The 24,756-nt window shown below is 64.8% G+C and carries 21 protein-coding genes; 8 read left to right on the top strand and 13 right to left on the bottom strand.

The features are described 5' to 3' along the window. Positions 1 to 68: 68 nt before the first annotated feature. Positions 69 to 1,523 (bottom strand): tRNA uracil 4-sulfurtransferase ThiI, encoded by a 1,455-nt coding sequence (gene thiI / locus FW760_RS14265; protein WP_043862191.1) that lies wholly within the window; start codon positions 1,521 to 1,523, stop codon positions 69 to 71. A gap of 331 nt (positions 1,524 to 1,854) precedes the next feature. Here thiI and glnA point away from each other — a divergent pair, with 331 nt between their 5' ends. The 3 genes from glnA (at position 1,855) to ntrC (ending at position 6,164) form a co-directional block, all read left to right on the top strand. Beyond that, a complete protein-coding gene (glnA, locus tag FW760_RS14260) occupies positions 1,855 to 3,261 on the top strand; it encodes a glutamate--ammonia ligase (protein WP_043862192.1) in 1,407 nt (468 codons plus the stop codon). 384 nt (positions 3,262 to 3,645) lie between these two features. Next, the gene (gene glnL, locus FW760_RS14255; RefSeq protein ID WP_043862193.1) at positions 3,646 to 4,731 is read left to right on the top strand and encodes a nitrogen regulation protein NR(II); all 1,086 of its coding nucleotides are present in this window, start codon (positions 3,646 to 3,648) and stop codon (positions 4,729 to 4,731) included. Next, positions 4,728 to 6,164 carry a nitrogen regulation protein NR(I) gene (ntrC, locus tag FW760_RS14250; RefSeq protein WP_043862194.1) on the top strand — a complete coding sequence of 479 codons (1,437 nt, stop codon included), beginning with the start codon at positions 4,728 to 4,730 and terminating at the stop codon, positions 6,162 to 6,164. The genes glnL and ntrC overlap by 4 nt, the downstream gene beginning before the upstream one ends. 271 nt (positions 6,165 to 6,435) lie before the next feature. Here ntrC and FW760_RS14245 read toward each other — a convergent pair whose 3' ends face one another. Then, entirely contained in the window at positions 6,436 to 6,873 is a 438-nt protein-coding gene (locus FW760_RS14245; protein ID WP_058541653.1) for a hypothetical protein, read from the bottom strand. On the opposite strand from FW760_RS14245, the gene FW760_RS14240 reads away from it, so the two are divergent. Beyond that, positions 6,872 to 7,327, top strand: a complete 456-nt coding sequence (locus FW760_RS14240; RefSeq protein ID WP_043862196.1) for a tRNA (cytidine(34)-2'-O)-methyltransferase — start codon at positions 6,872 to 6,874, stop codon at positions 7,325 to 7,327. The two genes, FW760_RS14245 and FW760_RS14240, sit on opposite strands and share 2 nt — an antisense overlap. A 49-nt stretch (positions 7,328 to 7,376) precedes the next feature. Here FW760_RS14240 and secB read toward each other — a convergent pair whose 3' ends face one another. Genes secB through FW760_RS14225 form a run of 3 tightly spaced genes read right to left on the bottom strand, consistent with a single transcriptional unit; the run spans position 7,377 to position 8,572 of the window. Further along, positions 7,377 to 7,865, bottom strand: coding sequence for a protein-export chaperone SecB (gene secB, locus FW760_RS14235; RefSeq protein WP_043862197.1), 489 nt, complete (start codon positions 7,863 to 7,865; stop codon positions 7,377 to 7,379). A 34-nt stretch (positions 7,866 to 7,899) separates the two neighbouring features. Then, positions 7,900 to 8,154 carry a glutaredoxin 3 gene (gene grxC / locus FW760_RS14230; RefSeq protein ID WP_043862198.1) on the bottom strand — a complete coding sequence of 85 codons (255 nt, stop codon included), beginning with the start codon at positions 8,152 to 8,154 and terminating at the stop codon, positions 7,900 to 7,902. A 1-nt stretch (position 8,155) separates the two neighbouring features. Continuing rightward, positions 8,156 to 8,572, bottom strand: a complete 417-nt coding sequence (locus FW760_RS14225) for a rhodanese-like domain-containing protein (RefSeq protein WP_043862199.1) — start codon at positions 8,570 to 8,572, stop codon at positions 8,156 to 8,158. 214 nt (positions 8,573 to 8,786) lie between these two features. Between FW760_RS14225 and gpmI the strand changes: the two genes are divergently transcribed. The 4 genes from gpmI (at position 8,787) to FW760_RS14205 (ending at position 13,968) form a co-directional block, all read left to right on the top strand. Further along, positions 8,787 to 10,322 carry a 2,3-bisphosphoglycerate-independent phosphoglycerate mutase gene (gpmI, locus tag FW760_RS14220; protein ID WP_088514671.1) on the top strand — a complete coding sequence of 512 codons (1,536 nt, stop codon included), beginning with the start codon at positions 8,787 to 8,789 and terminating at the stop codon, positions 10,320 to 10,322. A 177-nt stretch (positions 10,323 to 10,499) separates the two neighbouring features. Continuing rightward, positions 10,500 to 11,786, top strand: coding sequence for a murein hydrolase activator EnvC family protein (locus tag FW760_RS14215; RefSeq protein WP_043862201.1), 1,287 nt, complete (start codon positions 10,500 to 10,502; stop codon positions 11,784 to 11,786). Between the two features lie 89 nt (positions 11,787 to 11,875). Next, the gene (locus tag FW760_RS14210; protein ID WP_043862202.1) at positions 11,876 to 13,195 is read left to right on the top strand and encodes a S41 family peptidase; all 1,320 of its coding nucleotides are present in this window, start codon (positions 11,876 to 11,878) and stop codon (positions 13,193 to 13,195) included. Beyond that, positions 13,195 to 13,968, top strand: a complete 774-nt coding sequence (locus FW760_RS14205) for a divergent polysaccharide deacetylase family protein (protein ID WP_043862203.1) — start codon at positions 13,195 to 13,197, stop codon at positions 13,966 to 13,968. Before FW760_RS14210 ends, FW760_RS14205 begins: the two co-directional genes overlap by 1 nt. Positions 13,969 to 13,973: 5 nt before the next feature. Here FW760_RS14205 and FW760_RS14200 read toward each other — a convergent pair whose 3' ends face one another. The 8 genes from FW760_RS14200 to FW760_RS14165 form a co-directional block, all read right to left on the bottom strand. Next, positions 13,974 to 18,614 carry a hypothetical protein gene (locus FW760_RS14200; protein WP_116052512.1) on the bottom strand — a complete coding sequence of 1,547 codons (4,641 nt, stop codon included), beginning with the start codon at positions 18,612 to 18,614 and terminating at the stop codon, positions 13,974 to 13,976. A gap of 95 nt (positions 18,615 to 18,709) precedes the next feature. Beyond that, positions 18,710 to 19,450 (bottom strand): substrate-binding periplasmic protein, encoded by a 741-nt coding sequence (locus FW760_RS14195; RefSeq protein WP_054915786.1) that lies wholly within the window; start codon positions 19,448 to 19,450, stop codon positions 18,710 to 18,712. 124 nt (positions 19,451 to 19,574) lie between these two features. After that, a complete protein-coding gene (gene hisF / locus FW760_RS14190; RefSeq protein ID WP_116052511.1) occupies positions 19,575 to 20,345 on the bottom strand; it encodes an imidazole glycerol phosphate synthase subunit HisF in 771 nt (256 codons plus the stop codon). A gap of 10 nt (positions 20,346 to 20,355) precedes the next feature. After that, positions 20,356 to 21,093: a 1-(5-phosphoribosyl)-5-[(5-phosphoribosylamino)methylideneamino]imidazole-4-carboxamide isomerase gene (gene hisA, locus FW760_RS14185; RefSeq protein WP_043862207.1), complete on the bottom strand. Its 738-nt coding sequence runs from the start codon at positions 21,091 to 21,093 to the stop codon at positions 20,356 to 20,358. 41 nt (positions 21,094 to 21,134) lie between these two features. After that, positions 21,135 to 21,395 carry a DUF2164 domain-containing protein gene (locus tag FW760_RS14180; protein ID WP_043862208.1) on the bottom strand — a complete coding sequence of 87 codons (261 nt, stop codon included), beginning with the start codon at positions 21,393 to 21,395 and terminating at the stop codon, positions 21,135 to 21,137. Next, positions 21,395 to 22,033 (bottom strand): imidazole glycerol phosphate synthase subunit HisH, encoded by a 639-nt coding sequence (hisH, locus tag FW760_RS14175; RefSeq protein WP_043862209.1) that lies wholly within the window; start codon positions 22,031 to 22,033, stop codon positions 21,395 to 21,397. The genes FW760_RS14180 and hisH overlap by 1 nt, the downstream gene beginning before the upstream one ends. Next, positions 22,033 to 22,626, bottom strand: a complete 594-nt coding sequence (gene hisB, locus FW760_RS14170) for an imidazoleglycerol-phosphate dehydratase HisB (RefSeq protein WP_043862210.1) — start codon at positions 22,624 to 22,626, stop codon at positions 22,033 to 22,035. Before hisB ends, hisH begins: the two co-directional genes overlap by 1 nt. A gap of 185 nt (positions 22,627 to 22,811) precedes the next feature. Next, a complete protein-coding gene (locus tag FW760_RS14165; protein WP_446443837.1) occupies positions 22,812 to 24,455 on the bottom strand; it encodes an OFA family MFS transporter in 1,644 nt (547 codons plus the stop codon). Positions 24,456 to 24,756 lie beyond the last annotated feature (301 nt).

Raw genomic sequence — 24,756 nt, 5'->3', positions numbered from 1 at the left:
ACGGCGCTCAACGGGCTCGTCGGTCGGGAGGGCGATGGCGGATACTGCCGCCATACAACCCCGGCATCTTATGTCGGACGATAAACGCGCACATTGGCATGCCCCTCACTCAGTAGATGGTGGGCATGCAGGCGACTCATCACTCCCTTGTCGCAATACAGCAAGTACTGGCGCGTGGGGTCCAGCTCCTTGAAGCGACTGTTGAGGGCGTAGAACGGCAAGGCCTTGACCTCGATGCCGTCCAGTTCCAGAGGCTGGTCTTCCTGGGCGTCGGGGTGACGAATGTCGATCACCACCTGCCCGGCCAGCGCCTGGCTGACTTCTTCGATCTGGATATCCTGGCCCAGTTCATCGATCACGTGGTCGATGGACACCAGGCGGGCGCGTTCCAGGGCGCGCTCGAGCACGGCCATGTCGAACTGCTTCTCTTCATGGTCGACGCGGTGACGCTTGGCACAGGTGGTCGGGTTCACCGAGATCACGCCGCAGTACTCGGGCATGTGCTTGGCGAACTCGGCGGTGCCGATTTCATTGGCCTGGTCGATGATGTCCTGCTTGTGGCTGGCCAGCAGCGGGCGCAGCACCAGCTTCTCGGTGGCCGAGTCGATCACCGCCAGGTTGGGCAATGTCTGGCTGGACACCTGGGAAATCGCCTCGCCGGTGACCAGCGCGTCGATCTGCAGGCGGTCGGCGATGTTGGTGGCGGCGCGCAGCATCATGCGCTTGAGGGTCACGCCCATGTAGCTGTTGTCGACCTTGCCGAGGATCTCGCCCACCACCTCTTCGAACGGCACGCTGACGAACAGCACGCGCTGGCTGCTGCCGTACTTCTTCCACAGGTAGTGCGCGACTTCCATCACGCCCAGCTCGTGGGCACGGCCGCCCAGGTTGAAGAAGCAGAAGTGGGTCATCAGGCCGCGGCGCATCATCTGGTAGGCCGCCACGGTGGAGTCGAAGCCGCCGGACATCAGCACCAGGGTCTGCTCCAGCGCGCCCAGCGGGTAGCCGCCGATGCCCTTGTGCTGGTTGTGGATCACGTACAGGCGCTTGTCGCGGATCTCGATGCGCACTTCCACTTCGGGGTTGCGCAGGTCGATGCCGGCGGCGCCGCACTGCTGGCGCAGCTGGCTGCCGACATAGCGGTCGACGTCCATCGAGCTGAAATCATGGTGGCCGCCGCGCTTGCAGCGCACGGCAAAGTGCTTGCCGGCCAGCAGGTGGCCGAAATGCGTCTTGCACTTGGCGACGATATCGTCGAAGTCGCCCAGCGGGTACTCATCGACCTGGAGGAAATGCGCGATGCCCGGCATGCAGCTCAGGCGCTCGGTCATTTCGCGCAGCACCTTCTCGTCGTCCAGGCGGGTGACCACCTCCAGATTGTCCCAGACACCATCGACCGCGAGCGCAGGATCCAGGTCCTTGAGCACGGTGCGGATGTTGCGGCCCAGTTGACGGATGAAGCGCTTGCGAACCGGGCGGCTCTTGATGGTGATCTCTGGAAAGACTTTGACGATTAGTTTCATGAAAACAGCGCGCGCGTGGCCAGCCGAAAAAGAAGGGGCGCGGATTATAGCGGAATTCGCTCAAGCTTTGAGCAACTTTTGTACAGAAGGTTTCACGCGCACCATTTTGGGTCACTCAAACGAAAAAACGCCTCCTAAGAGTGCAGGAAAAACCCCTGAAGCGCCGTTGGCACCCGTAAACGCGTGAGAATGGGGCGAAAAACCCAACTCGGGGCACTGGCATGCAATTTGCTCCCTTGTGAGGCAGGTTGCCTTGGCCGACTATTCGCGCCCGGCATCACCCAAATTACAAGGGCTGCACAGGCACGCTCTACCCCACCCGGAGGACACCATGTCGAAGTCGGTTCAACTCATCAAAGATCATGACGTTAAATGGATTGATCTGCGCTTCACTGACACCAAGGGCACCCAGCACCACGTCACCATGCCAGCCCGTGACGCGCTGGAAGACGACTTCTTCGAAGCCGGCAAGATGTTCGACGGTTCCTCCATCGCTGGCTGGAAAGGCATCGAAGCCTCCGACATGATCCTGATGCCGGACGACTCCACCGCCGTGCTCGACCCGTTCACCGAAGAGCCGACCCTGATCCTGGTCTGCGACATCATCGAACCGTCGACCATGCAAGGCTACGACCGCGACCCGCGCGCCATCGCCAAGCAGGCCGAAGAGTTCCTGCGCTCCACCGGCATCGGCGATACCGTATTCGCAGGCCCTGAGCCTGAGTTCTTCATCTTCGACGAAGTGAAGTTCAAGTCCGACATTTCGGGCTCGATGTTCAAGATCTACTCCGAGCAGGGCTCGTGGATGTCCGACCAGGACGTGGAAGGTGGCAACAAGGGCCACCGTCCAGGCGTCAAGGGCGGCTACTTCCCGGTTCCGCCGTTCGACCACGACCACGAGATCCGTACTGCCATGTGCAACGCACTGGAAGAAATGGGCCAGGTCGTCGAAGTGCACCACCACGAAGTGGCGACTGCCGGTCAGAACGAAATCGGCGTCAAGTTCAACACCCTGGTGAAAAAAGCTGACGAAGTTCAGACCCTGAAATACGTCGTGCACAACGTTGCCGACGCCTATGGCCGCACCGCTACCTTCATGCCAAAACCGCTGTACGGCGACAACGGCTCGGGCATGCACGTGCACATGTCGATCTGGAAAGACGGCAAGAACACCTTCGCCGGCGAAGGCTATGCCGGCCTGTCCGATACCGCCCTGTACTTCATCGGCGGCATCATCAAGCACGGCAAGGCCCTGAACGGCTTCACCAACCCGTCGACCAACTCCTACAAGCGTCTGGTCCCGGGCTTCGAAGCCCCGGTCATGCTGGCCTACTCGGCACGCAACCGTTCTGCCTCGATCCGCATTCCTTACGTGTCGAGCCCCAAGGCCCGCCGTATCGAAGCGCGCTTCCCGGACCCGGCGGCCAACCCGTACCTGGCCTTCGCTGCGCTGCTGATGGCCGGCCTGGACGGCATCCAGAACAAGATCCACCCAGGCGATGCCGCCGACAAGAACCTGTACGACCTGCCGCCTGAAGAGGCCAAAGAGATCCCGCAGGTCTGTGGCAGCCTGAAGGAAGCCCTGGAAGAGCTGGACAAGGGCCGTGCGTTCCTGACCAAGGGCGGCGTGTTCTCCGACGAGTTCATCGATGCCTACATCGCCCTGAAAAGCGAAGAAGAAATCAAGGTGCGCACCTTCGTACACCCACTGGAATACGAGCTGTACTACAGCTGCTAAGCCAGTGACGCTCGCTCACGCGGCGTAACGAGAGAGGCCTCCCATTCGGGAGGCCTTTTTTTTGCGCTGACTTCATCGCGGGTCAAGCCCGCTGCCACAAACCAGTGGGAACGGGCTTGACCCGCGATGAAGTCAGCAGTGCTCTACAATGGTGCACAAGGCAGCGCTACCCCTGCACCAACAGCCCATTTTGGTTCAAAAACAGCCTGCAACCCGTTAACCCAGTCATTTTTTGCGCAGCCAAGGCCCGGTTTCAGGGAATTGCGCTTCTTTTCGGAGCCTTGGTTTGGTTCTTGCATTTTCCTGGCATCAGCCGATTACCAGCGCGCGCCACCCTGGCCCCGATCAGGGCGGTACTGTGCCAAAAGAGGTCAACGACGCCCCATGACCATCAGCGATGCACTGCACCGACTGCTACTGGACAACCTGACCACTGCCACCATTCTGCTCAATGCCGAATTGCGCCTGGAGTACATGAACCCGGCAGCGGAAATGCTCCTGGCCATCAGCGGCCAGCGCAGCCACGGGCAGTTCATCAGCGAGCTGTTCACCGAATCGACCGAAGCGCTCAACTCGCTGCGCCAGGCCGTGGAGCACGCGCACCCGTTCACCAAGCGCGAAGCCATGCTCACCGCCCTCACCGGCCAGACCCTGACCGTCGACTACGCCGTCACCCCGATCCTCAACCACGGCCGCACCCTGCTGCTGCTCGAAGTGCACCCGCGCGACCGCCTGCTGCGCATCACCAAGGAAGAGGCGCAGCTGTCCAAGCAGGAAACCACCAAGATGCTGGTGCGCGGCATGGCCCACGAAATCAAGAACCCGCTGGGCGGCATCCGTGGCGCCGCGCAGCTGCTGGCCCGCGAACTGCCCGACAACGGCCTCAAGGACTACACCAACGTCATCATCGAAGAGGCCGACCGCCTGCGTAACCTGGTCGACCGCATGCTCGGCTCCAACAAACTGCCGTCGCTGGCCATGACCAACATCCACGAAGTGCTCGAGCGCGTGTGCAGCCTGGTGGAGGCCGAAAGCCAGGGCGGCATCACCCTGGTGCGCGACTACGACCCGAGCCTGCCCGACGTGCTGGTGGACCGCGAGCAGATGATCCAGGCCGTGCTCAACATCGTGCGCAACGCCATGCAGGCCATCAGCGGGCAGAACGAGCTGCGCCTGGGCCGCATCACCCTGCGCAGCCGCGCCATGCGCCAGTTCACCATCGGCCACACCCGCCACCGCCTGGTGGCGCGCATCGAAATCATCGACAACGGCCCGGGTATCCCCGCGGAACTGCAGGACACCCTCTTCTATCCCATGGTCAGCGGTCGCCCGGACGGTACCGGGCTGGGCCTGGCCATCACCCAGAACATCATCAGCCAGCACCAGGGCCTGATCGAATGTGACAGCCACCCTGGCCACACCACCTTCTCGATCTTCCTGCCGCTGGAACAAGGAGCCACTTCTTCATGAGCCGAAGCGAAACCGTCTGGATCGTCGACGACGACCGCTCCATCCGTTGGGTCCTGGAAAAAGCCCTGCAACAGGAAGGCATGACCACCCAGAGCTTCGACAGTGCCGATGGGGTCATGAGCCGCCTGGCCCGCCAGCAGCCGGACGTGATCATCTCCGACATTCGCATGCCCGGTGCCAGCGGCCTGGACCTTCTGGCGCAGATCCGCGAGCAGCACCCGCGTCTGCCGGTGATCATCATGACCGCGCACTCGGACCTGGACAGCGCCGTGGCCTCGTACCAGGGCGGCGCGTTCGAGTACCTGCCCAAGCCATTCGACGTGGACGAGGCAGTGTCGCTGGTCAAGCGTGCCAACCAGCACGCCCAGGAACAGCAGGGCATGGCCGAGCCCCAGGCGCTGACCCGCACCCCGGAAATCATCGGCGAAGCGCCGGCCATGCAGGAGGTGTTTCGCGCCATCGGCCGGCTCAGCCATTCCAACATCACCGTGCTGATCAACGGCGAATCGGGCACCGGCAAGGAGTTGGTGGCCCACGCCCTGCACCGTCACAGCCCACGCGCCGCCTCGCCGTTCATCGCGCTGAACATGGCGGCGATCCCCAAGGACCTGATGGAGTCCGAGCTGTTCGGCCATGAAAAGGGCGCGTTCACCGGCGCGGCCAACCTGCGCCGCGGGCGTTTCGAGCAGGCCGACGGCGGCACGCTGTTTCTCGACGAGATCGGCGACATGCCGGCCGACACCCAGACCCGCCTGCTGCGCGTGCTGGCCGATGGCGAGTTCTACCGGGTGGGCGGGCATGTGCCGGTGAAGGTGGACGTGCGCATCATTGCCGCCACCCACCAGAACCTGGAAACCCTGGTGCAGGCCGGCAAGTTCCGTGAAGACCTGTTCCACCGCCTGAACGTGATCCGCATCCACATCCCGCGCCTGGCCGACCGCCGCGAAGACATCCCGACCCTGGCCCGGCACTTTCTGGGGCGTGCGGCGCAGGAGCTGTCGGTGGAGCCCAAGCTGCTCAAGCCCGAGACCGAGGAGTTCATGCGCAACCTGCCGTGGCCGGGCAACGTGCGCCAGCTGGAGAACACCTGCCGCTGGATCACGGTGATGGCCTCGGGGCGCGAGGTGCATATCGGCGACTTGCCGCCGGAGCTGCTGAACCTGCCGCAGGACGCGGCGCCGGTGACCAACTGGGAGCAGGCGCTGCGCCAGTGGGCCGACCAGGCGCTGAGCCGTGGCCAGTCGAACCTGCTGGACAGCGCAGTGCCGAGTTTCGAGCGGATCATGATCGAGACGGCGCTCAAGCACACCGCCGGGCGGCGGCGCGATGCAGCGGTGCTGCTGGGCTGGGGGCGCAACACCCTGACGCGCAAGATCAAGGAACTGGGCATGAAGGTCGACGGCGGGGACGACGAGGGCGACGACGAGGCATGACTCAGGGGCCTCTTCGCCGGCAAGGCCGGCTCCTACAAACGCCGCCGTACCTGTAGGAGCCGGCCTTGCCGGCGAACAGCTTGCCCCATTGCTGCACCATGCCTGCCCCCGCTGCACCGCCTGAAGGCAAAAACACCCCTCACAACCGCATCAAACCCAGCAAAACCCCAGGTTCCATTGCCCCAGGCCAACTTGGCACACCCCCTGCATATACCTAAGCACAACCCAGTTTTGGGGACCTTGGTACAGGCAGGCCGGGGAATCCCCTCTTTTATTCGTGCAGTTTCACCTGCACCCTCCAGCGGCCCTGCACCGGCTCGCCGGCCCAGTCGCCGCGCAGCGGCCGGGCCGCCACCAGGCTCAGCAACAGGCCCTGGTCGCTGTTCTGCAGGCGCCAGCTCACGGGCTTGCCCGCCAACTGCAACTGACCCTTCTGGCTCCGCCCGCTGGCCTGGAACACCAGCGCCAGCGTGCCCTCGACCTCCTCGCCATGCAGTTGCGGCTCTTCGTTGAACCACAGGTTCAGGCCATCGGCCACCACCTCCACCCGCTCCAGTACCCGTGGTTCAGGCGCGGTGAGGCGGCCGATCATCAGGCCCACCAGCATGCCGAACAGGGCCATGGAGAACAGCACCCGCGGCCACAGTTTCGAACGCGGGTCCGGTTCGGGGGTAGAATGCTCGTCATCTTTATGCTCGGAGCCGTGCATGTTTCACGTCATCCTTTTTCAACCGGAAATTCCACCGAATACCGGCAACATTATACGGCTGTGCGCCAACAGCGGCTGCCAGCTGCACCTGATCGACCCGATCGGCTTCGAACTGGACGACAAGCGCCTGCGCCGTGCGGGCCTGGATTACCACGAGTACGCCACCCTCAAGCGCCACAGCGACCTGCCCAGCTGCCTCGAGAGCCTGGGCAACCCGCGCCTGTTCGCCTTCACCACCAAGGGCTCGCGGCCGTTTCACGACGTGGCCTTCGCCCCCGGCGACGCCTTTCTGTTCGGCCCCGAAAGCCGTGGCCTGCCGCCCGAGGTGCTCGACCCGCTGGGCAGCGACCAGCGCCTGCGCCTGCCCATGCGTGAAGGCTGCCGCAGCCTGAACCTGTCCAACACCGTGGCCGTGGCGGTGTACGAAGCCTGGCGCCAGCAAGGTTTTGCCTGAGGCATGAAAAAAGCGCCCCGAAGGGCGCTTTCAACGTACCGCAGTCAGCTTACTGCAGCGAAGGCGCTTCGCCTGCTTCCTGCATGCGCTGCATCTCTTGCGCGTACAGGGCATCGAAGTTCACCGGCGACAGCATCAGGGCCGGGAACGAACCACGGGTCACCAGGTTGTCCAGCGCTTCACGCGCATACGGGAACAGGATGTTCGGGCAGAACGCGCCCAGGGTGTGGCTCATCGAAGCCGGGTCGAGGTTCTTGATCAGGAAGATACCCGCCTGCTGAACTTCGGCGATGAAGGCAACCTCTTCACCGTTCTTGACCGTGACCGACAGGGTCAGCACGACCTCGTGGAAATCGCCTTCCAGGCCTTTCTGTTTGGTGTTCAGGTCCAGCGCGACGCTCGGTTCCCACTGCTGGCGGAAGATCGCCGGGCTTTTCGGCGCTTCGAACGACAGGTCACGCACATAGATGCGCTGCAGGGAGAATTGCGGGGAGCTTTCGTCGGCTGCCGCAGCGCCGTTGTTCTGTTCTTCAGTCATGACAGATCCTTCTTTGCAGGGTCTTGTAGGGAATTCAGGCCTTGAGCAGCGCGTCGAGCTTGCCGGCGCGCTCAAGGGCAAACAGGTCGTCGCAACCGCCGACGTGGGTGCTGCCGATCCAGATCTGCGGCACCGAGGTGCGGCCGGCCTTCTGGCTCATCTCTGCGCGCAGCTGGGGCTTGCCATCGACCTTGATCTCTTCGAAGGCCACACCTTTGCTGGACAGCAGCTGCTTGGCACGCGAGCAGTAAGGGCAGTAGTCGCTGGAGTAGACGATGACGTTGCTCATGTCACTTCACCAGCGGCAGGTTGTCGGCCTTCCAGCTCGACACGCCGCCCGACAGCTTGGCGGCGTTGAAGCCGGCCTTGAGCAGGTCGCGGCACACGGCGCCGGCATGCTGGCCCAGGTTGTCGACCACGATCAGGGTCTTGGTCGCCTTGTGCTTTTCCAGCTCGCCGATACGCGCGGCGAACTTGTCCTGCGGGATGTTCAGCGCACCGACGATGTGCCCGGCGGAGAACTCCTTGCTGGCACGGATATCGATGACCAGGCCCTTGTCGGCGTTGACCAGCGCGGTCAGTTCGCCGTTGCTCAGGCTGCGGCCGCCCTTGCGCGCTTCGGTGACGATCAGCAGGACCAGCAGAACGACGAAGATACCAACCAGCAGATAGTGAGATGTCGCGAATTCGATCAGGTGAGCAACCATCAGAGGGTTCCGGGCCGTTAAAAATGATGGGCAGTATACACAGCACCCAAGGCCGGCCAAAGCCCACCGGCACTGGTTGTCGACAGTAATTCTCATTGCCGGGCTGCTACCCGTCGGGCGGCAATGGCGGGCGCGCAAGGTTAATTCGTCACTGCTGACCAATTTGCCCTAAAATGCGTGTCTTTATCACCTGACAAAAGCGCGAGTGGGATAGATGACTAGCACGCCAAAACCCTTGGTCCTGATCATCCTGGATGGTTTCGGTCACAGCGAAAGCCACGAATACAACGCCATCTATTCGGCCACCACGCCGGTTTACGACCGCCTGCGCGCCACCCAGCCGCACGGCCTGATCTCGGGCTCGGGCATGGACGTGGGCCTGCCCGACGGGCAGATGGGCAACTCCGAAGTCGGCCACATGAACCTGGGTGCCGGGCGCGTGGTGTACCAGGATTTCACCCGCGTGACCAAGGCCATCAAGGATGGCGAGTTCTTCCAGAACCCGGTGCTGTGCGACGCCGTGGACAAGGCTGCCGGTGCCGGCAAGGCCGTGCACATCCTCGGCCTGCTGTCCGACGGTGGCGTGCACAGCCACCAGGACCACCTGGTGGCCATGGCCGAACTGGCCGCGCAACGTGGCGCCGAGAAGATCTACCTGCACGCCTTCCTCGACGGCCGCGACACCCCGCCCAAGAGCGCACAGTCTTCCATCGAACTGCTCGACGCCACCTTCGCCCGCCTGGGCAAGGGCCGCATCGCCAGCCTCATCGGCCGTTATTTCGCGATGGACCGCGACAACCGCTGGGACCGCGTCAGCGCCGCCTACAACCTGATCGTCGACAGCACCGCCGAGTTCAGCGCCAGCACCGCCACCGCCGGCCTTGAAGCCGCCTATGCACGCGGCGAGAGCGACGAGTTCGTCAAGGCCACCCGCGTGGGCGAGGCGGTCAGGGTCGAGGACGGCGACGCGGTGATCTTCATGAACTTTCGCGCCGACCGCGCCCGCGAGCTGTCGCGGGTATTCGTCGAGCCGGACTTCAACGAGTTCCCGCGCGCACGCCTGCCCAAGCTGGCCGCCTACATCGGCCTGACCCAGTACTCGGCCAAGATCGCCGCCCCGGCGGCGTTCGCCCCAGGCAGCCTGAACAACGTACTGGGCGAGTACCTGGCCAAGAAGGGCAAGACCCAGCTGCGCATCGCCGAAACCGAAAAGTACGCCCACGTCACCTTCTTCTTCTCCGGCGGGCGCGAAGAACCGTTCGAAGGCGAAGAGCGCATCCTGATCCCGTCGCCGAAGGTCGCCACCTACGACCTGCAGCCGGAAATGAGCGCGCCGGAGGTCACCGACCGCATCGTCGAGGCCATCGAACAGCAGCGCCATGACGTGATCGTGGTCAACTACGCCAACGGCGACATGGTCGGCCACAGCGGCGTGTTCGACGCTGCGGTCAAGGCCGTGGAGGCCCTGGACCTGTGCGTGGGCCGCATCGTCGAGGCCCTCGACAAGGTGGGTGGCGAAGCGCTGATCACCGCCGACCACGGCAACGTCGAGCAGATGGAAGACGCGTGCACCGGCCAGGCCCACACCGCCCACACCACCGAGCCGGTGCCGTTCATCTATGTCGGCAAGCGCAACCTCAAGGTGCGTGAAGGCGGCGTGCTGGCAGACGTGGCGCCGACCATGCTCAAGCTGCTGGGCCTGGAAAAACCGGCCGAAATGACCGGTACTTCGATTCTCGTAGACGTCTGAACTGCACGCCCCACGCTGCACGGTTCAAGCTGCAGGAGCCAGCGCCACGTGCGCTGCGCCTCTTGCGGCGTGCAGCTTGAAACAGGCAGCTGAATCGCATCCCGCTTGAAGGTCGTTTTTTTTGATCGCCATGGCGGGCATACTAGGCCAGTCTCCATCCTGGGTTCCGCCTACTCCATGCTTCGCGCACTTATCCTCATAGCCCTGACCTGCCTGTTCGGCCCGGCATTCGCCGACGAGCGCGCGCAAACCCAGCAGCAACTGGACGCCACGCGCCAGGACATTGCCGAGCTGAAAAAGCTGCTTGGCCAGTTGCAGCAGGAAAAGTCCGGCGTGCAGAAAGACCTGCGCGGCACCGAAACCGAAATCGGCAAGCTGCAAAAGCAGGTGGAGGCCCTGCAGCAGGAACTAAAAAAGACTGAAGGCGAGCTGGAGCGCCTCGACAAAGAGAAAAAAAAACTCCAGAGCGCCCGCGTTGAACAGCAACGCCTGATCGCCATCCAGGCCCGTTCGGCCTACCAGAACGGTCGCGAGGAATACCTCAAGCTGCTGCTCAACCAGCAGAACCCCGAGAAATTCGCGCGCACCCTCACCTATTACGACTACCTGAGCCAGGCCCGCCTGGAGCAGCTGCGCAGCTTCAACGAGACCCTGCGCCAGCTGGCTAATGTGGAAAAGGACATCGCCCTGCAGCAGGCCCAGTTGCTGGCCCAGCAAGGCACCCTCGAAACCCAGCGCCAGGACCTGGAAAAGGTCCGCGCCGAGCGCCAGCAGGTGCTGGCCAAGCTCAACAGCGACGTCAAGGCACGCGACCAGAAGCTGGCCGCCCGCGAACAGGACCAGGCCGACCTCGCCCAGGTGCTCAAGACTATCGAGCAGACCCTGGCACGCCAGGCGCGCGAAGCCGAAGAGGCGCGTCAGCGCGCCCTGCTGGCCGCCCAGGAAGCCGAGAAGCAGCGCCAGCGCGAAGCCCTGGCCGCCAACCAGGACGCCACCCCGAAAAAGCCCAGGGCAGTGCCCGGGCCGCTGGTTTCCAGCGACGGCGCCACCTTCGGCGGCGCTTTTTCTGCAGCACGGGGCAAACTTCCATGGCCGGTCAATGGTCGATTGCTGGCACGTTTTGGTGAAACCCGCGGCGACGACTCGCGAGCCAAGTGGGACGGGGTGATGATCAGCGCCTCCGCCGGCAGCCAGGTACATGCGGTGCATGGCGGGCGCGTGGTGTTCGCCGACTGGTTGCGCGGCGCCGGACTTCTGGTCATTCTCGACCATGGCAACGGCTACCTGAGCCTGTACGGGCACAACCAGAGCCTGCTCAAGAATGCCGGCGACGTGGTCAAGTCGGGCGAGGCGATCTCCACCGTCGGCAACAGCGGCGGCCAGGACACCGCCGCCCTGTACTTCGCGATTCGCCAGCAAGGCCGCCCGAGCGACCCGACACAATGGTGCCGTGCCCAGGGATAGGGGCACATCGTTCATTTCACGCTAGCCCCGCCAACCGGTGCCAGCGACGCTCCCCCGGGGGCAAAACCAGGATCAGGAGTTCGTTCGACATGCTGCATACGCCTCGCCTTACCTCGCTGGCCCTGACCATTGCCCTGGTCATCGGCGCGCCACTGGCCCACGCGGCCGAGCCTGCCAAGCCAGCCACGGTGGCACCGACCACGGTCACTGCCCAGGCGCCGCTGCCGCTGGAAGAGCTGCGCACCTTCGCCGAGGTGATGGACCGCATCAAGGCCGCCTATGTCGAGCCGGTGGACGACAAGACCCTGCTCGAAAACGCCATCAAGGGCATGCTCAGCAACCTCGACCCGCACTCCGCCTACCTGGGCCCGGAAGACTTCCAGGAGCTGCAGGAGAGCACCAGCGGCGAGTTCGGCGGCCTGGGCATCGAAGTGGGCATGGAGGACGGCTTCGTCAAGGTGGTATCGCCCATCGACGACACCCCGGCCTCGCGTGCCGGCATCGAGGCGGGCGACCTGATCGTCAAGATCGACGGCCAGCCGACCCGCGGCCAGACCATGACCGAGGCGGTCGACAAGATGCGCGGCAAGATCGGCCAGAAGATCACCCTGACCCTGGTGCGCGACGGCGGCACGCCGTTCGACGTGACCCTGGCCCGCGCGGTCATCCAGGTCAAGAGCGTCAAGTCGCAGCTGCTCGAGGACGGCTACGGCTATATCCGCATCACCCAGTTCCAGGTCAAGACCGGCGAAGAGGTAGGCAAGGCCCTGGCCAAGCTGCGCAAGGACAACGGCAAGAAACTGCGCGGCCTGGTGCTGGACCTGCGCAACAACCCCGGTGGCGTGCTGCAGGCCGCCGTCGAAGTGGCCGACCACTTCCTGACCAAGGGCCTGATCGTGTACACCAAGGGCCGCATCGCCAACTCCGAACTGCGCTTCTCGGCCGACCCGGCCGATGCCAGCGAAGGCGTGCCGCTGGTGGTGCTGATCAACGGCGGCAGCGCCTCGGCCTCCGAGATTGTCGCCGGCGCCCTGCAGGACCAGAAGCGCGGCGTGCTGATGGGCACCGACAGTTTCGGCAAGGGCTCGGTGCAGACCGTGCTGCCGCTGAACAACGACCGCGCCCTGAAGATTACCACCGCGCTGTACTACACCCCCAACGGCCGCTCGATCCAGGCCCAGGGCATCGTGCCGGACATCGAGGTGCGCCGCGCCAAGATCACCAGCGAGCAGGACAACGACAACTTCAAGGAAGCCGACCTGCAAGGTCACCTGGGCAACGGCAACGGCGGCGCCGACCGGCCTTCGGGCAAGGCCGCGAGCAAGAAGGACCGTCCGCAGGACGACGACTTCCAGCTCAGCCAGGCGCTGAACCTGCTCAAGGGCCTGAGCATCACCAGCGGCAAGTGATGCGCTATCTGCTGTTCGCCCTGCTCTGCCTGGCCGGTACCGCACACGCGGCACCGGCCAAGGCCTACCTCACGCTGATCATCGACGACCTGGGGCAGAGCCCTGCGCGAGATGCGCGCACCCTGGCCCTGCCCGGCCCGGTCACCCTCGCGATCATGCCCGATACCCCGCACGCCACCGCGTTCGCCCGCCAGGCGCACAAGGCCGGCAAGACGGTGATCCTGCACATGCCCATGGACCCGGCCACCGGCCCCTACGCCTGGCACCCGGATACCCCGCTGCCGGAGCTGGAACAACGCCTGGGCGCAGCCCTGGCCAAGGTGCCCTATGCCAGCGGCATCAACAACCACATGGGCAGCCGCATGACTGCACAGCCGCTGCCCATGGCCTGGCTGATGGGCGAGCTGCAGCGCCGCCATCTGTTCTTTGTCGACAGCCGCACCAGCGCCGCCACGGTCGCTGCGGCCAAGGCACAGGAACAGGGGCTGGCAAGCCTGTCGCGGGATGTGTTCCTGGATGACGTGCGCACCCCCGAGGCGATTGCCGGGCAACTGCGCATCGCCGTGGAGCTGGCGCGCCGACAGGGCTCGGCCGTGCTGATCGGCCACCCCTACCCGCAAACCCTGGAGGTGCTCGAACGCGAGCTGCCTCGCCTGAAGGCGCAGGGCATCGAGTGGGTCGAGATCCACCAGATGATTGCCCTGCGCAGCAACCAGGCAATGGCGGCCCACGGTGCCGGCGGGCGCTATCGCGCCAGCGCCGGCGGCCAGTGAGGCGCCTACGCCAGGGGGCGTAGCGGAAACCAGCCCTTGATGAAGGCCGGGGTGAGGTCGGCGCGCCAGATCACGCCCATCTTGCCGGTGGTTTTCGCCTCTTCGAGCAGGTCGGCATAGCCTTTGGTGCGTTGCGCCTCCAGTTTGATGTGGCCCTTGCTGAACGCTGCCGTGGGCGTGTCCAGGGCAGGATAGTGCAGGTGCACGTACCATCTGTCGCCGCCCGCCACACGCACTTCGTACTCGTCGATGAAGTCGCCGGCCGCCAGGGCCTTGCGCGGCGCCTTGAATTCGATGTGCAGTTGCTTGCGCTCCCACAGATACAGCAGGTTGCGCGCGGTGGGCTTCTGCGCCTTGCACATGCTCAGGCGCAGGGCATCGGCTGCGTCCCTGAGCCCCTGGGCCTCCTGGCGCAGCTGGGCAACGGTGGCCTGCTCGGTATCGGGCAGGCCGCTGTGGCGCTCGAAGTCATCCGCCACGCGGATCAGCCGATCGGCCAGGATGGTCAGCGGGAACACGATATCCCCCGGTTGATGCCCGCTGCCGGACAACCCCTGCTGCTTGGCCTTGAGCGGGGCGACCTGATCGAGCACCTGGCGCGCCTCGCTGCGCAGGGCCTTGCGCGGCTTGAGGCCGACCGGCGTGGCGGGCAGTACGGTCTTGATCGGGTTCCAGTCATCGCCGCCGTGCTCGCGGTAGGACGCCACGATGCGGTGGTTGGCATCCTCGATATCCACGATCGGCACCGGCTCGCCGGGCGATGGCGCCCGTACCCGCCCCACCACTACCCGGCGGGTACGCGTGACGATCACCTTGCGCTTGCGCGTCGGCCGGGGCGCCGTGCTGGTGGCCGGCACCGTGACCAGGCTGTCCAGTTCTGCCCTGGCGCTGGCATCGAGCTCGTCGAGGGTCTGCACGAACGCCGCCAGATAGTCCTTGCCGGGCACCGGCGCGAACAGGTCGCCCACATACTGGGCAACCGCCTTGGCCCGCGAGTAGCAGTGCGAGGCCTCGCGCAGCACCTGGATGCGCTCCTGGGGCGTGAACTCCTGGGCATCGATGCCCAGCTGCTCATGCGAAAGCACCCCGGCGACGATGTCCGGGTCCAGCAGCAAGTCCTTGTAGAACGGGCGCTGGTTGGCGTCCGCGATACGCGTGTCCAGGCTCATGTAGCCGAGGATTTCCAGATAGGCCGTACGGATGCGCTGGGCGCTGAACACCTTGAGCTCTTCACGCTTGGCCTCGCCATAGCGGATGATCTCGTCGGCCGTGGCCTTGACGGCCGGCTCGCGGCGAACCTCCTCGACCAGGGCGCTGCAGGCCTCGGCCTGCTCCAGGGCCAGCAGGTGGAACGTCTCGTTCTGCGTGTTGGCCTCCAGCAACGCGGAAAACGGCTGTGCGGTATCACCCAGGGTGACCTGGAACGCATTCTCGATCCAGGCATCGTGCAACGAGATCTTGAACTGCTTGCTGTGGTACTGGGCCTGCAACTGCAGGCGCGCCTGGAAGTTCATCCTGAAGTTCAGGTTCAGCGCCTTGCTGTAGTCGGCCGCAGTGATATGGCCGTAGAAATCCGCCAGTTTCAGGGTTTCGCGGGCTTCGAGGGTGGTGCGCAGCAGGTCCTTGGCCACCTCGATGAAGGCGTCCTGCTCGACCTTGAGTGCCTGCTCGGCCACTTGCGCACGCGTGCGTGCCTGCTTCATCGCTACCAGCCGGGTCGCCGTGCGATCGAGCTGGTACTCGCGCTGGGCCTTGAACATCGGGTCGAGCAAGGCGTTGAGCTCGTTGACCTTGGGGGTCATGGCCACAATGCGCCTGAGGCAATCCTGCTGCGCCGACTCCAGCGTGGCGTTGAGCTGCTGAAGCTGCAGCCTGTTCTGCGCCTTCTTCTCCTGCAGGCTCATGCGCTTTTTCGGCCCGCCCCCGCGCAGCCCCAGGCGCAGGTCCAGTTGCCAGCTGCCTTCGCTGCTGCGCCGCAGCCACGGGCCACGGCGGCTGCTGTCGAGGGGGTCGACGATGCAGAAGCGCCCCTCCACCTCCAGCACGCGGTACCAGCGGTCATCGAGTTTTACATGCGCTTGCCCGTCGATCAGCGCCAGGCCGCGGCGCTCCCCCGTCTCGATCAGGCCGGTCGGCTCCTGGCCGGGCATGACCTGCATCGGGCGCAGGAACGCACGCAGCTCGGGCGCCGCTTCGTTGCGCATGCCGCTCCAGGAGAAGTCCATGGCTGTCGGCAACGCACCGGCACTGCGCAGTTGCGGACCCAGGGGTTGCTGCACCGGTACCAGCACGCCGGTCATTGGCAGCTCGCCGCGCACCGGCAACGTTTGCTGCAGCATCGAGGGCTGCACCTTGATCGGCGTCGCGCGCGCCATGCCGACCTCCCCGGCCCCGTGCATGAACACCGTGCTCAGGTTGAACAGCAGGTCGACCACGGCCTGGGCGCGCGTGGTGTCATCCCCCTCGCGCAGCGCCTTGAAGTCGCTGTCCAGGCTGCTGACCAGTTGCACCAGCCATCCGGCGACAGCTGTCGGCCCACGCAGGTAAGGCAGCGCGATATTGAACAGCAGCCAGCCCGCCTCCTTGAAGCGCAGCCAGCGATCTTCGGCGTTGGATACCGATTGCCGGTCACCCAGGGTGATCAGCGCATCCACCGTACTGGTGTAGAAATGCGCCAGCAGGTCACCGGTCAGCGCAGCGCCGCCAAGACGCGGCACGTTCGCCCCCGGCACAGCCACCGGTTCATCCACCGTGATACCCAGGTGAGGGTTGGCAAAGCCGCCGTTGGCATAGATGCGCCGGGCGTCCCGTCCCATCCAGCTCAGCACGCTGGCTTGCAGCTCGGGCTCCTCGAGGGCCTTGAACAATGCAGCCTCGCTGGCAAATTCGCGCAGCAGGGGCTCGAACAGCGGTCGGTACAGCACCCGCTCGGGCCTGCCGGGCAGGGCGAACACGAACATGTTGTCGACCACGTCGGGGCTGGCCCCTTCGCCACTGAGGAAGGTCAGCGGGCGCACCTCGACCCGGTCGGTCTGGTCGGTGCTCATGGCGTAGTCCACGCAGCGCAGGCCCTGGCGGGTGAAGCCCTGCTCGCCCCTGATCCGGTATTCCAGCGCCAGCAATGGCAGTTGTGCGCGCAGCGTGTCGGCGAACAGCTGCCGACGCTCGTCGGCCTGGCGTGCATCGGTGCGCATGGCCTGTTCGATCACTGCCAGGTAGTTGGCCCCGACATCCACGGCGGTGATGAGCGTCATCACATACTCGGCGCTCAGCCATGCGGCGATCTCGTCGCCATCGGCATGGGCAATGCTCATCGGGCCCTTGGGCAGGCCGGACAGGTTTTCCAGCGCGGCATCCACCAGCAGCAGCCTGACCGTCTCGACGAAGCCGAAGCCACCCTGGCCATAGGGCACCTGGAAGGTCAGCACCAGCTTGTAGGGGTCGTAGGTCGGCCCGCCCGGTTGATCTGCCGCCATGCGCTCGCCCAGCGCCTTGGCGGCATAGTCACGCAGGGTCGGGATACCGTGGTCATAGGCCTTGCCGGCATTGTGCTGGTGCGCCAGCGCCATGCTCAGCCATTGCATGCGGTAGTCCAGGTAATCGGCCCCCGAAGCCTGCTTGAGCCATGCCGGCAGCTGGCCAAGCACCTGGGTGTCGGCAGGCGTCGGCACGAATGCCCGGTTGCCGGCCAGGCACGCAGCCACATCGGACACCGTGGCAAACAACCCCTCGAGCTCGGTCACCGACTGCCCGCCCAGGCGCAGCGCCTGCACGTCGCGCAGTTGCTGATCGAGCAACGCCTCGGCCTGGACCCTGAACGGATTGCCTTCGACCTCCAGCAACTGCCACTGCAGCCCGACCAGCCGATAGGCGCCTTCGAGTTCGTCGGTCAACGCCTCGCCGAACGCCTTCAGCGAGGCGTGGGCGCTGACCTGACCTGCGGGCGTACAGCGCAGCACCTGCTCGCCGCGGACCAACACCAGATCGCTGAGCAGCATCTGCGTGCTGGTCAGGCTGGCGTCGAGCTGCAGTTGCACCAGGTACACCCGCACGGCCTGCTCGCCCTGGGCCTGACGCAGCGACCAGCGTGGCCATTGCAGCACCTGGCCCAGCATCCCGGCCCAGGCCTGTTTGCCGCCGGCGTGTGGCACCAGGGCCTGGGCCAGGGTTCTGGCCAGCCAGCTCAGGCGCGGAACGCCTTCACTGCCCCTGGCCTGCCAGTAGTTCATCAGGGCCCGCTGGAACTCGGCCACGATGCCGTCGGCAAACACCTTGATCATTTCGCGCAGGGTGTCCGCATCAAGTGCATGGCCCTGCAGCTTGAGTTTCACCGCGTCGGCCTGGCCCAGAAAACCGGACAAGCCCCCCGCATGCATCTGCAACGGTTCCCAGGTGCACAGATTGTCCAGTGCAGCGTCCACCAGCGGGCGTACCTGATAGAACTGCGCGCTGCTGTCGGGCACGTACAAACGCAACGCCTCCACATCGGCGGACAGCCCGGGGAAGTACTCGCGCAGCAAACGCTCCAGCAGCGTGACGCTGGCGCTGCGCAGGGTCGGGCGGCTGGCGAACTGCTCGGCCACCATGGCGGCGAGGGCATTGTCGGGTTCGGGCGTGGGCAGGTCTTGCAGGATATGCAGTGGCATCTAACACCTTCCATGAGTGATCGGGCTGTGCAATTCACAGCGACGATCCATCACAGCAGCCCGGTGCATGGCCGCGGCACTACATAGTTAGGCGCTTACAGGTAGCGGGCGAAGGTGGCGTCGACGAAGCCTTCGTCGCGCAACTGGTCCAGGCTGTGCTGGAGCTTTTCCACCACCGCATCGGGTACCTGGCGGTTGAGTGCCAGGTACAGCTGGGCGCCGTTGAAGCGCAGCACGGTCTTGAGCTGGGTGATACCGATCTGGCGGGCCAGGTAGCGCCCGGCGGGGTCACCGGTGGCCCACAGGTCGATCTGGCCTTCGAGCAGCTTGCGCGCGTTGTCCTGGTCGCGCAGCACGGTGATCGGCTTGAGCCCCTTGCTGCTCAGGTGCTGGGCGATGGCATCGCCTTTATAGGCACCGATCCGGTAGCCGCGCGCGTCGCCGAGGTGTTCGAGGGTGATGGGGCTGTCGGGGCGGGCCAGCAGAATCCAGTCGTCGGGGCCCAGCGGCCCGACCCACTTGAAGAGCTTTTCGCGGTCGGGTTGGCGGGCCATCACGAACACACCGTGATTGGGGCTGTTCAGGGCCTGCTGGTACACGCGTTCCCACGGGAAGCGCAGGGTCATGCTGTAGGGGATGGCGGCGCGCTTGAACATCTCGCGAACCAGGTCGGCGGCGATGCCCTGGATCTTGTCTTCGCGGGCGAAGTTCTTGCCGTCGCTGGCCATGTTGTAGGGCGGGAAGTTTTCGGTGAGCAGCACCATCGGGTCCGCGGCGCGGACGGTGGCAGCGAGGGAGAAGAGGCTGACGAGCACGACGAGCAAGCGTGTGAACATAGGATGGACCCGATTCCCTGGCGATGTGCCTGCATTACCTTAACAGCAAATGCTTCGCCGGCAAGGCCGGCTCCTACAGGTTCGCTGCAGTGTAGGAGCCGGCCTTGCCGGCGAATGCGGCCGCTCAGCGCACGCAGATGCCGCGCTGCGCCATGTAGGCCTTGGCTTCAGGCACCGTGTACTCGCCGAAGTGGAAGATGCTGGCCGCCAGCACTGCGCTGGCATGCCCTTCCAGGATGCCGTCGGCCAGGTGCTGCAGGTTGCCCACACCACCGGAGGCGATCACCGGAATGCCCAGCGCGTCGCTGATGGCGCGGGTCACGCCCAGGTCGAAGCCGCTCTTCATGCCGTCCTGGTCCATGCTGGTGAGCAGGATCTCGCCCGCGCCCAGGCCTTCCATCTTCTTCGCCCACTCCACCGCATCCAGCCCGGTAGGCTTGCGCCCGCCGTGGGTGAAGATCTCCCAGCGCGGGGTTTCGCCCGGGCCGGAGACCTTCTTGGCATCGATGGCAACCACGATGCACTGCGAGCCGAAATGCTGCGCGGCCTCGCCCACGAACTCGGGGTTGAACACCGCTGCGGTGTTGATCGAGACCTTGTCGGCACCGGCGTTGAGCAGGTTGCGGATATCCTGCACAGTGCGCACGCCGCCGCCCACGGTCAGCGGAATGAACACCTGGCTGGCCATGCGCTCGACGGTATGCAACTTGGTGTCGCGGCCATCGACGCTGGCAGTGATGTCGAGGAAGGTGATCTCGTCGGCACCCTGCTCATCGTAGCGACGGGCGATTTCCACCGGGTCGCCGGCATCACGGATGTTCTCGAACTTGACGCCCTTGACCACTCGACCGTTGTCGACGTCCAGGCAAGGGATGATGCGTTTGGCCAGCGCCATGCCGTTCTCCTCAGCCTTTGTAGCTGTCGCAGAAGGCTTGCGCCTCGGCCACATCCAGCGTGCCTTCGTAGATCGCACGGCCGGTGATGGCGCCGATGATCCCCGGTGCCCTGGCGTCGAGCAGGGCCTTGATGTCACCCAGGTTGTGGATGCCACCGGAGGCGATCACCGGGATCTTGGTGGCGGCAGCCAGGGCGGCGGTGAACGGCACGTTGCAGCCTTGCATCATGCCGTCCTTGGCGATGTCGGTGTAGACGATCGCCGAGACGCCATCGGCCTCGAAACGCTTGGCCAGGTCGATGACCTGCACCGAGCTGACCTCGGCCCAGCCGTCGGTGGCCACGAAGCCGTCCTTGGCGTCCAGGCCCACGATCACCTTACCGGGGAACGCACGGCAGGCTTCGGCCACGAACTCGGGTTGCTTGACCGCCTTGGTGCCGATGATCACGTAGCTGACGCCGGCCTTGACGTAGTGCTCGATGGTTTCCAGCGAGCGGATGCCGCCGCCGATCTGGATCGGCAGGTTCGGGTAGCGCTTGGCAATGGCAGTCACCACCTCGCCGTTGACCGGCTGGCCTTCGAAGGCACCGTTCAGGTCGACCAGGTGCAGGCGGCGGCAGCCACCGTCGACCCATTTGGCGGCCATGCTCACCGGGTCATCGGAAAATACCGTGGAATCTTCCATGCGGCCTTGGCGCAAACGTACGCAAGCACCGTCCTTGAGATCGATAGCGGGAATAATCAGCATCTGGGGAACCTGTCTATTCGGTAAACAGTGAGCTCGGGAAGTCAGTTCTTCTCGAGCGACCACAAGTCGCTTTCAATGCTTTCGAACCTCTCTTTGAGGTGCGCCTGCACATCGAAAATCGCCCTGTTGTAGTAATGCGGTGCAATCTCCTGGCTGAACAGCTCCAGCACTTCAGCCACCTCGAACGAACCCAGCTCAAGCTCGAAGCGGTCTTCGAGAAAACGCTTGAGCTTGGCCAGCGCCTCGCGCTCTTCTTCAGGCGCGAGGGTGAGGATCGGCCGCTTGGCGCGGGACTTGCCCATTACCGGCGACCATCCCAGCCGGCGAAGTTCTGCAGCAGCTGCAGGCCATGGGTATGGCTCTTCTCCGGGTGGAACTGCACGGCAAAGCGCGAGCCGTCGGCCAGCGCGGCGGCAAAGTCGACGCCATAGTGACCACTGCCCGCCACCTGCGCCGCGTTGGCGGCGGTGATGTAGTAGCTGTGCACGAAGTAGAAGCGCGCACGGTCGGGGATGTCGTGCCACAGCGGGTGGTCGATGGCCTGGGACACTTCGTTCCAGCCCATGTGCGGCACCTTCAGGTGCTCGCCGTCCTCGTGCAGGCCCTTGCCGAAGAAGCGCACATTGCCCGGGAACAGGCCGATGCAATCGACGCCGTCGTTCTCTTCGCTGTGGTCGAGCAGGGCCTGCATGCCCACGCAGATGCCGAGGAAGGGGCGGTCCTGGCTGACTTCACGCACCAGGCTGTCGAAGCCCAGGCGGCGAATCTCGGCCATGCAGTCGCGGATCGCGCCCACACCCGGGAACACCACGCGGTCAGCCTCGCGGATCACCGCAGCATCGCTGGTGATCAGCACCTTGCCGGCGCCCACGTGCTCCAGGGCCTTGGCCACCGAGTGCAGGTTGCCCATGCCGTAGTCGATAACGGCTACCGTCTGCATTACAGGCAGCCCTTGGTCGACGGCATCTGGCCGGCCATGCGTTCGTCCAGCTCGATGGCCATGCGCAGTGCGCGGCCGAAGGCCTTGAACACGGTCTCGATCTGGTGGTGGGTGTTGTGCCCGCGCAGGTTGTCGATGTGCAGCGAGACGTTGGCGTGGTTGACGAAGCCCTGGAAGAATTCCTGGAACAGGTCGACGTCGAAACCGCCCACGGTGGCGCGGGTGAAGGGCACGTGCATCTCCAGGCCCGGGCGGCCGGAGAAGTCGATGACCACGCGCGACAGCGCCTCGTCCAGCGGCACGTAGGCATGGCCGTAGCGGCGGATGCCCTTCTTGTCGCCGATGGCCTGGTTGAATGCCTGGCCCAGGGTGATACCGACGTCTTCGACGGTATGGTGATCGTCGATGTGCAGGTCGCCCTTGCACTCGATGTCCAGATCGATCAGCCCATGTCGGGCGATCTGGTCGAGCATGTGTTCGAGGAAAGGCACACCGATATCGAATCGGGCCTTGCCGCTGCCATCCAGGTTAATCGAGGCCTTGATCTGGGTTTCCAGAGTATTGCGCTCGACGCTAGCCGTACGTTCGACCATCACCAGCTCCGCAAAATCATTGGGCGAAAAAGGTGTCCATTATAGGCCTAGATACGCGTGGCTTGGAACGAAGAAGACAGTTGGCGGGGAATTTGCGTCAGCAGTACCGGCCTCATCGCGGGTCAAGCCCGCTCCCACACGGTCAGCAGAGATCCTTGTAGGAGCGGGCTTGACCCGCGATGCCTTTAATGGAACAGCACCGCAGTCTTCTGCAGGGTCACCCACACCCCCCACGCCAGCGGAACGCCCACCACCAGCCACGCGGCAATCACCAGCGGCCGGCTGCCCGGCGCGGCCTTCCACTCCAGCACGGTGCTGCCATTGGCGCCCTTGTCGTGCCCCAGCGCCTGTTCGGCCGCCAGTTGCGCATCGGTCATGAAGTACTTGTCGGCCACCGGCCGCACCAGCGCGTTGCACAAAAAGCCCAGCGCCAGCAGCCCGGCCAGGATGTACAGGGTCATGTCATACGCCGCCGCCCGCTCCACGCCCATCTCCAGCTGATATTCGCGCAGGTAGGTGATCAGCACCGGGCCCAGCACCCCGGCTGCCGCCCAGGCGGTCAGCAGGCGACCGTGAATGGCGCCCACCATCTGCGTGCCGAACAGATCGGCCAGGTACGCCGGCACCGTGGCGAAGCCGCCACCGTACATCGACAGGATGATGCAGAACGCCGCCACGAACAGCGCGATGTTGCCCAGGTGGCCCATGTTCGGGATCAGCGCATACAGCGCCACGCCCAGGGCGAAGAAGGCGAAATAGGTGTTCTTGCGCCCGATGTAGTCGGAGAACGAGGCCCAGAAGAAACGCCCGCCGATGTTGAACAGGCTCAGCAACCCGGTGAAGCCCGCGGCAATGGCGGCAATCTGTGCCAGTTGCGTGGCATCCAGCTGGCTGAAGCTCAGGTCGTTGCCCAGTAGCTTGCCGGCGAACACTTCCTGCAGCAGCGGCGAGGCCATGCCCAGAATGCCGATGCCGGCCGACACGTTAAGGCACAGCACCAGCCAGATCAGCGCGAACTGCGGCGTCTTCCACGCCACGCTGACGTGCACGTGGCGGTGGGTGATCATCGCGTTGCCGGCCTTTTTCTGCGGCGCGCTCCAGCCTTCGGGCTTCCAGCCGGTGGGCGGCACGCGGTAGGCCAGGGCGCCGCCGAGCATGAACACGAAGTAGATCAGCGCCATCACCACGAAGCTCTGCCACACGCCCACCCCGTCAGGGCCGGCGAAGTGGCTCATCAGCGCCGCCGCCAGTGGCGCGCCGACCATGGCGCCGCCGCCAAAGCCCATGATCGCCATGCCGGTGGCCATGCCGCGCTTGTCCGGGAACCACTTGATCAGCGTCGATACCGGCGAAATGTAGCCCAGCCCCAGGCCGATACCGCCGATCACGCCACTGCCCAGCCACATCAGCCACAGCTGGTGGGTGTACACCCCCAGCGCCGACATCAGCAGGCCACCGCACCAGCACAGGGTCGAGACCACCCCGGCCTTGCGCGGCCCGGCATGCTCCAGCCAGCCGCCCCAGATGGCCGCCGAACAACCGAGGAACACGAAGAACAGCGTGTAGATCCAGCTCAGCATCGAGATCGGCCAGTCGCACTCGGCGGTGAACAGGCGCGCCACGAAGCTCATCTCCGGCGCACTGATACCGATGGCCTGCGACAGCGGCAGCCAGAACACCGAAAAGCCATAGGCCATGCCGATGCACAGGTGAATGGCCAGGGCCGCCGGTGGCACCAGCCAGCGGTTGAAACCGGCCCTGGCGACAATGCGTTCCTTGGACAGGAAGCCGGGTGTACTGGCGATGCCGCCCACCGTAGTGCTGCTCATTGTTGTTCCCCTCGTGATATGGATGCTCCACCGACCAGGCCTGCTGCCTGCGACTTTGGCTGCCAGGGGCAGCACGTCGTTTATCTGGCAACCGGCCCTTTGACGCGACAATCGGCCGCAACGGGACCGTGGAGGCGCGAGAGAGTACCATTCGCCGCACTCGCTGAAATTAGGCTGATACTGTGGTTTTTGCGAAAACTGATACCCCCGTGTCAGGAACTGCCCCGCCGGTTGCTGTCCAAACCCGGGTCGCGCCGCGCCCGCGCGCCCTGCACGGGGCTATACTCTGCGGCTGAATTTT

The sequence above is a fragment of the Pseudomonas sp. 1176_21 genome (assembly GCF_052850635.1).
The sequence above is the reverse complement of the archived record's forward strand: the minus strand, read 5'-3'. Positions and strand labels throughout refer to the sequence as shown.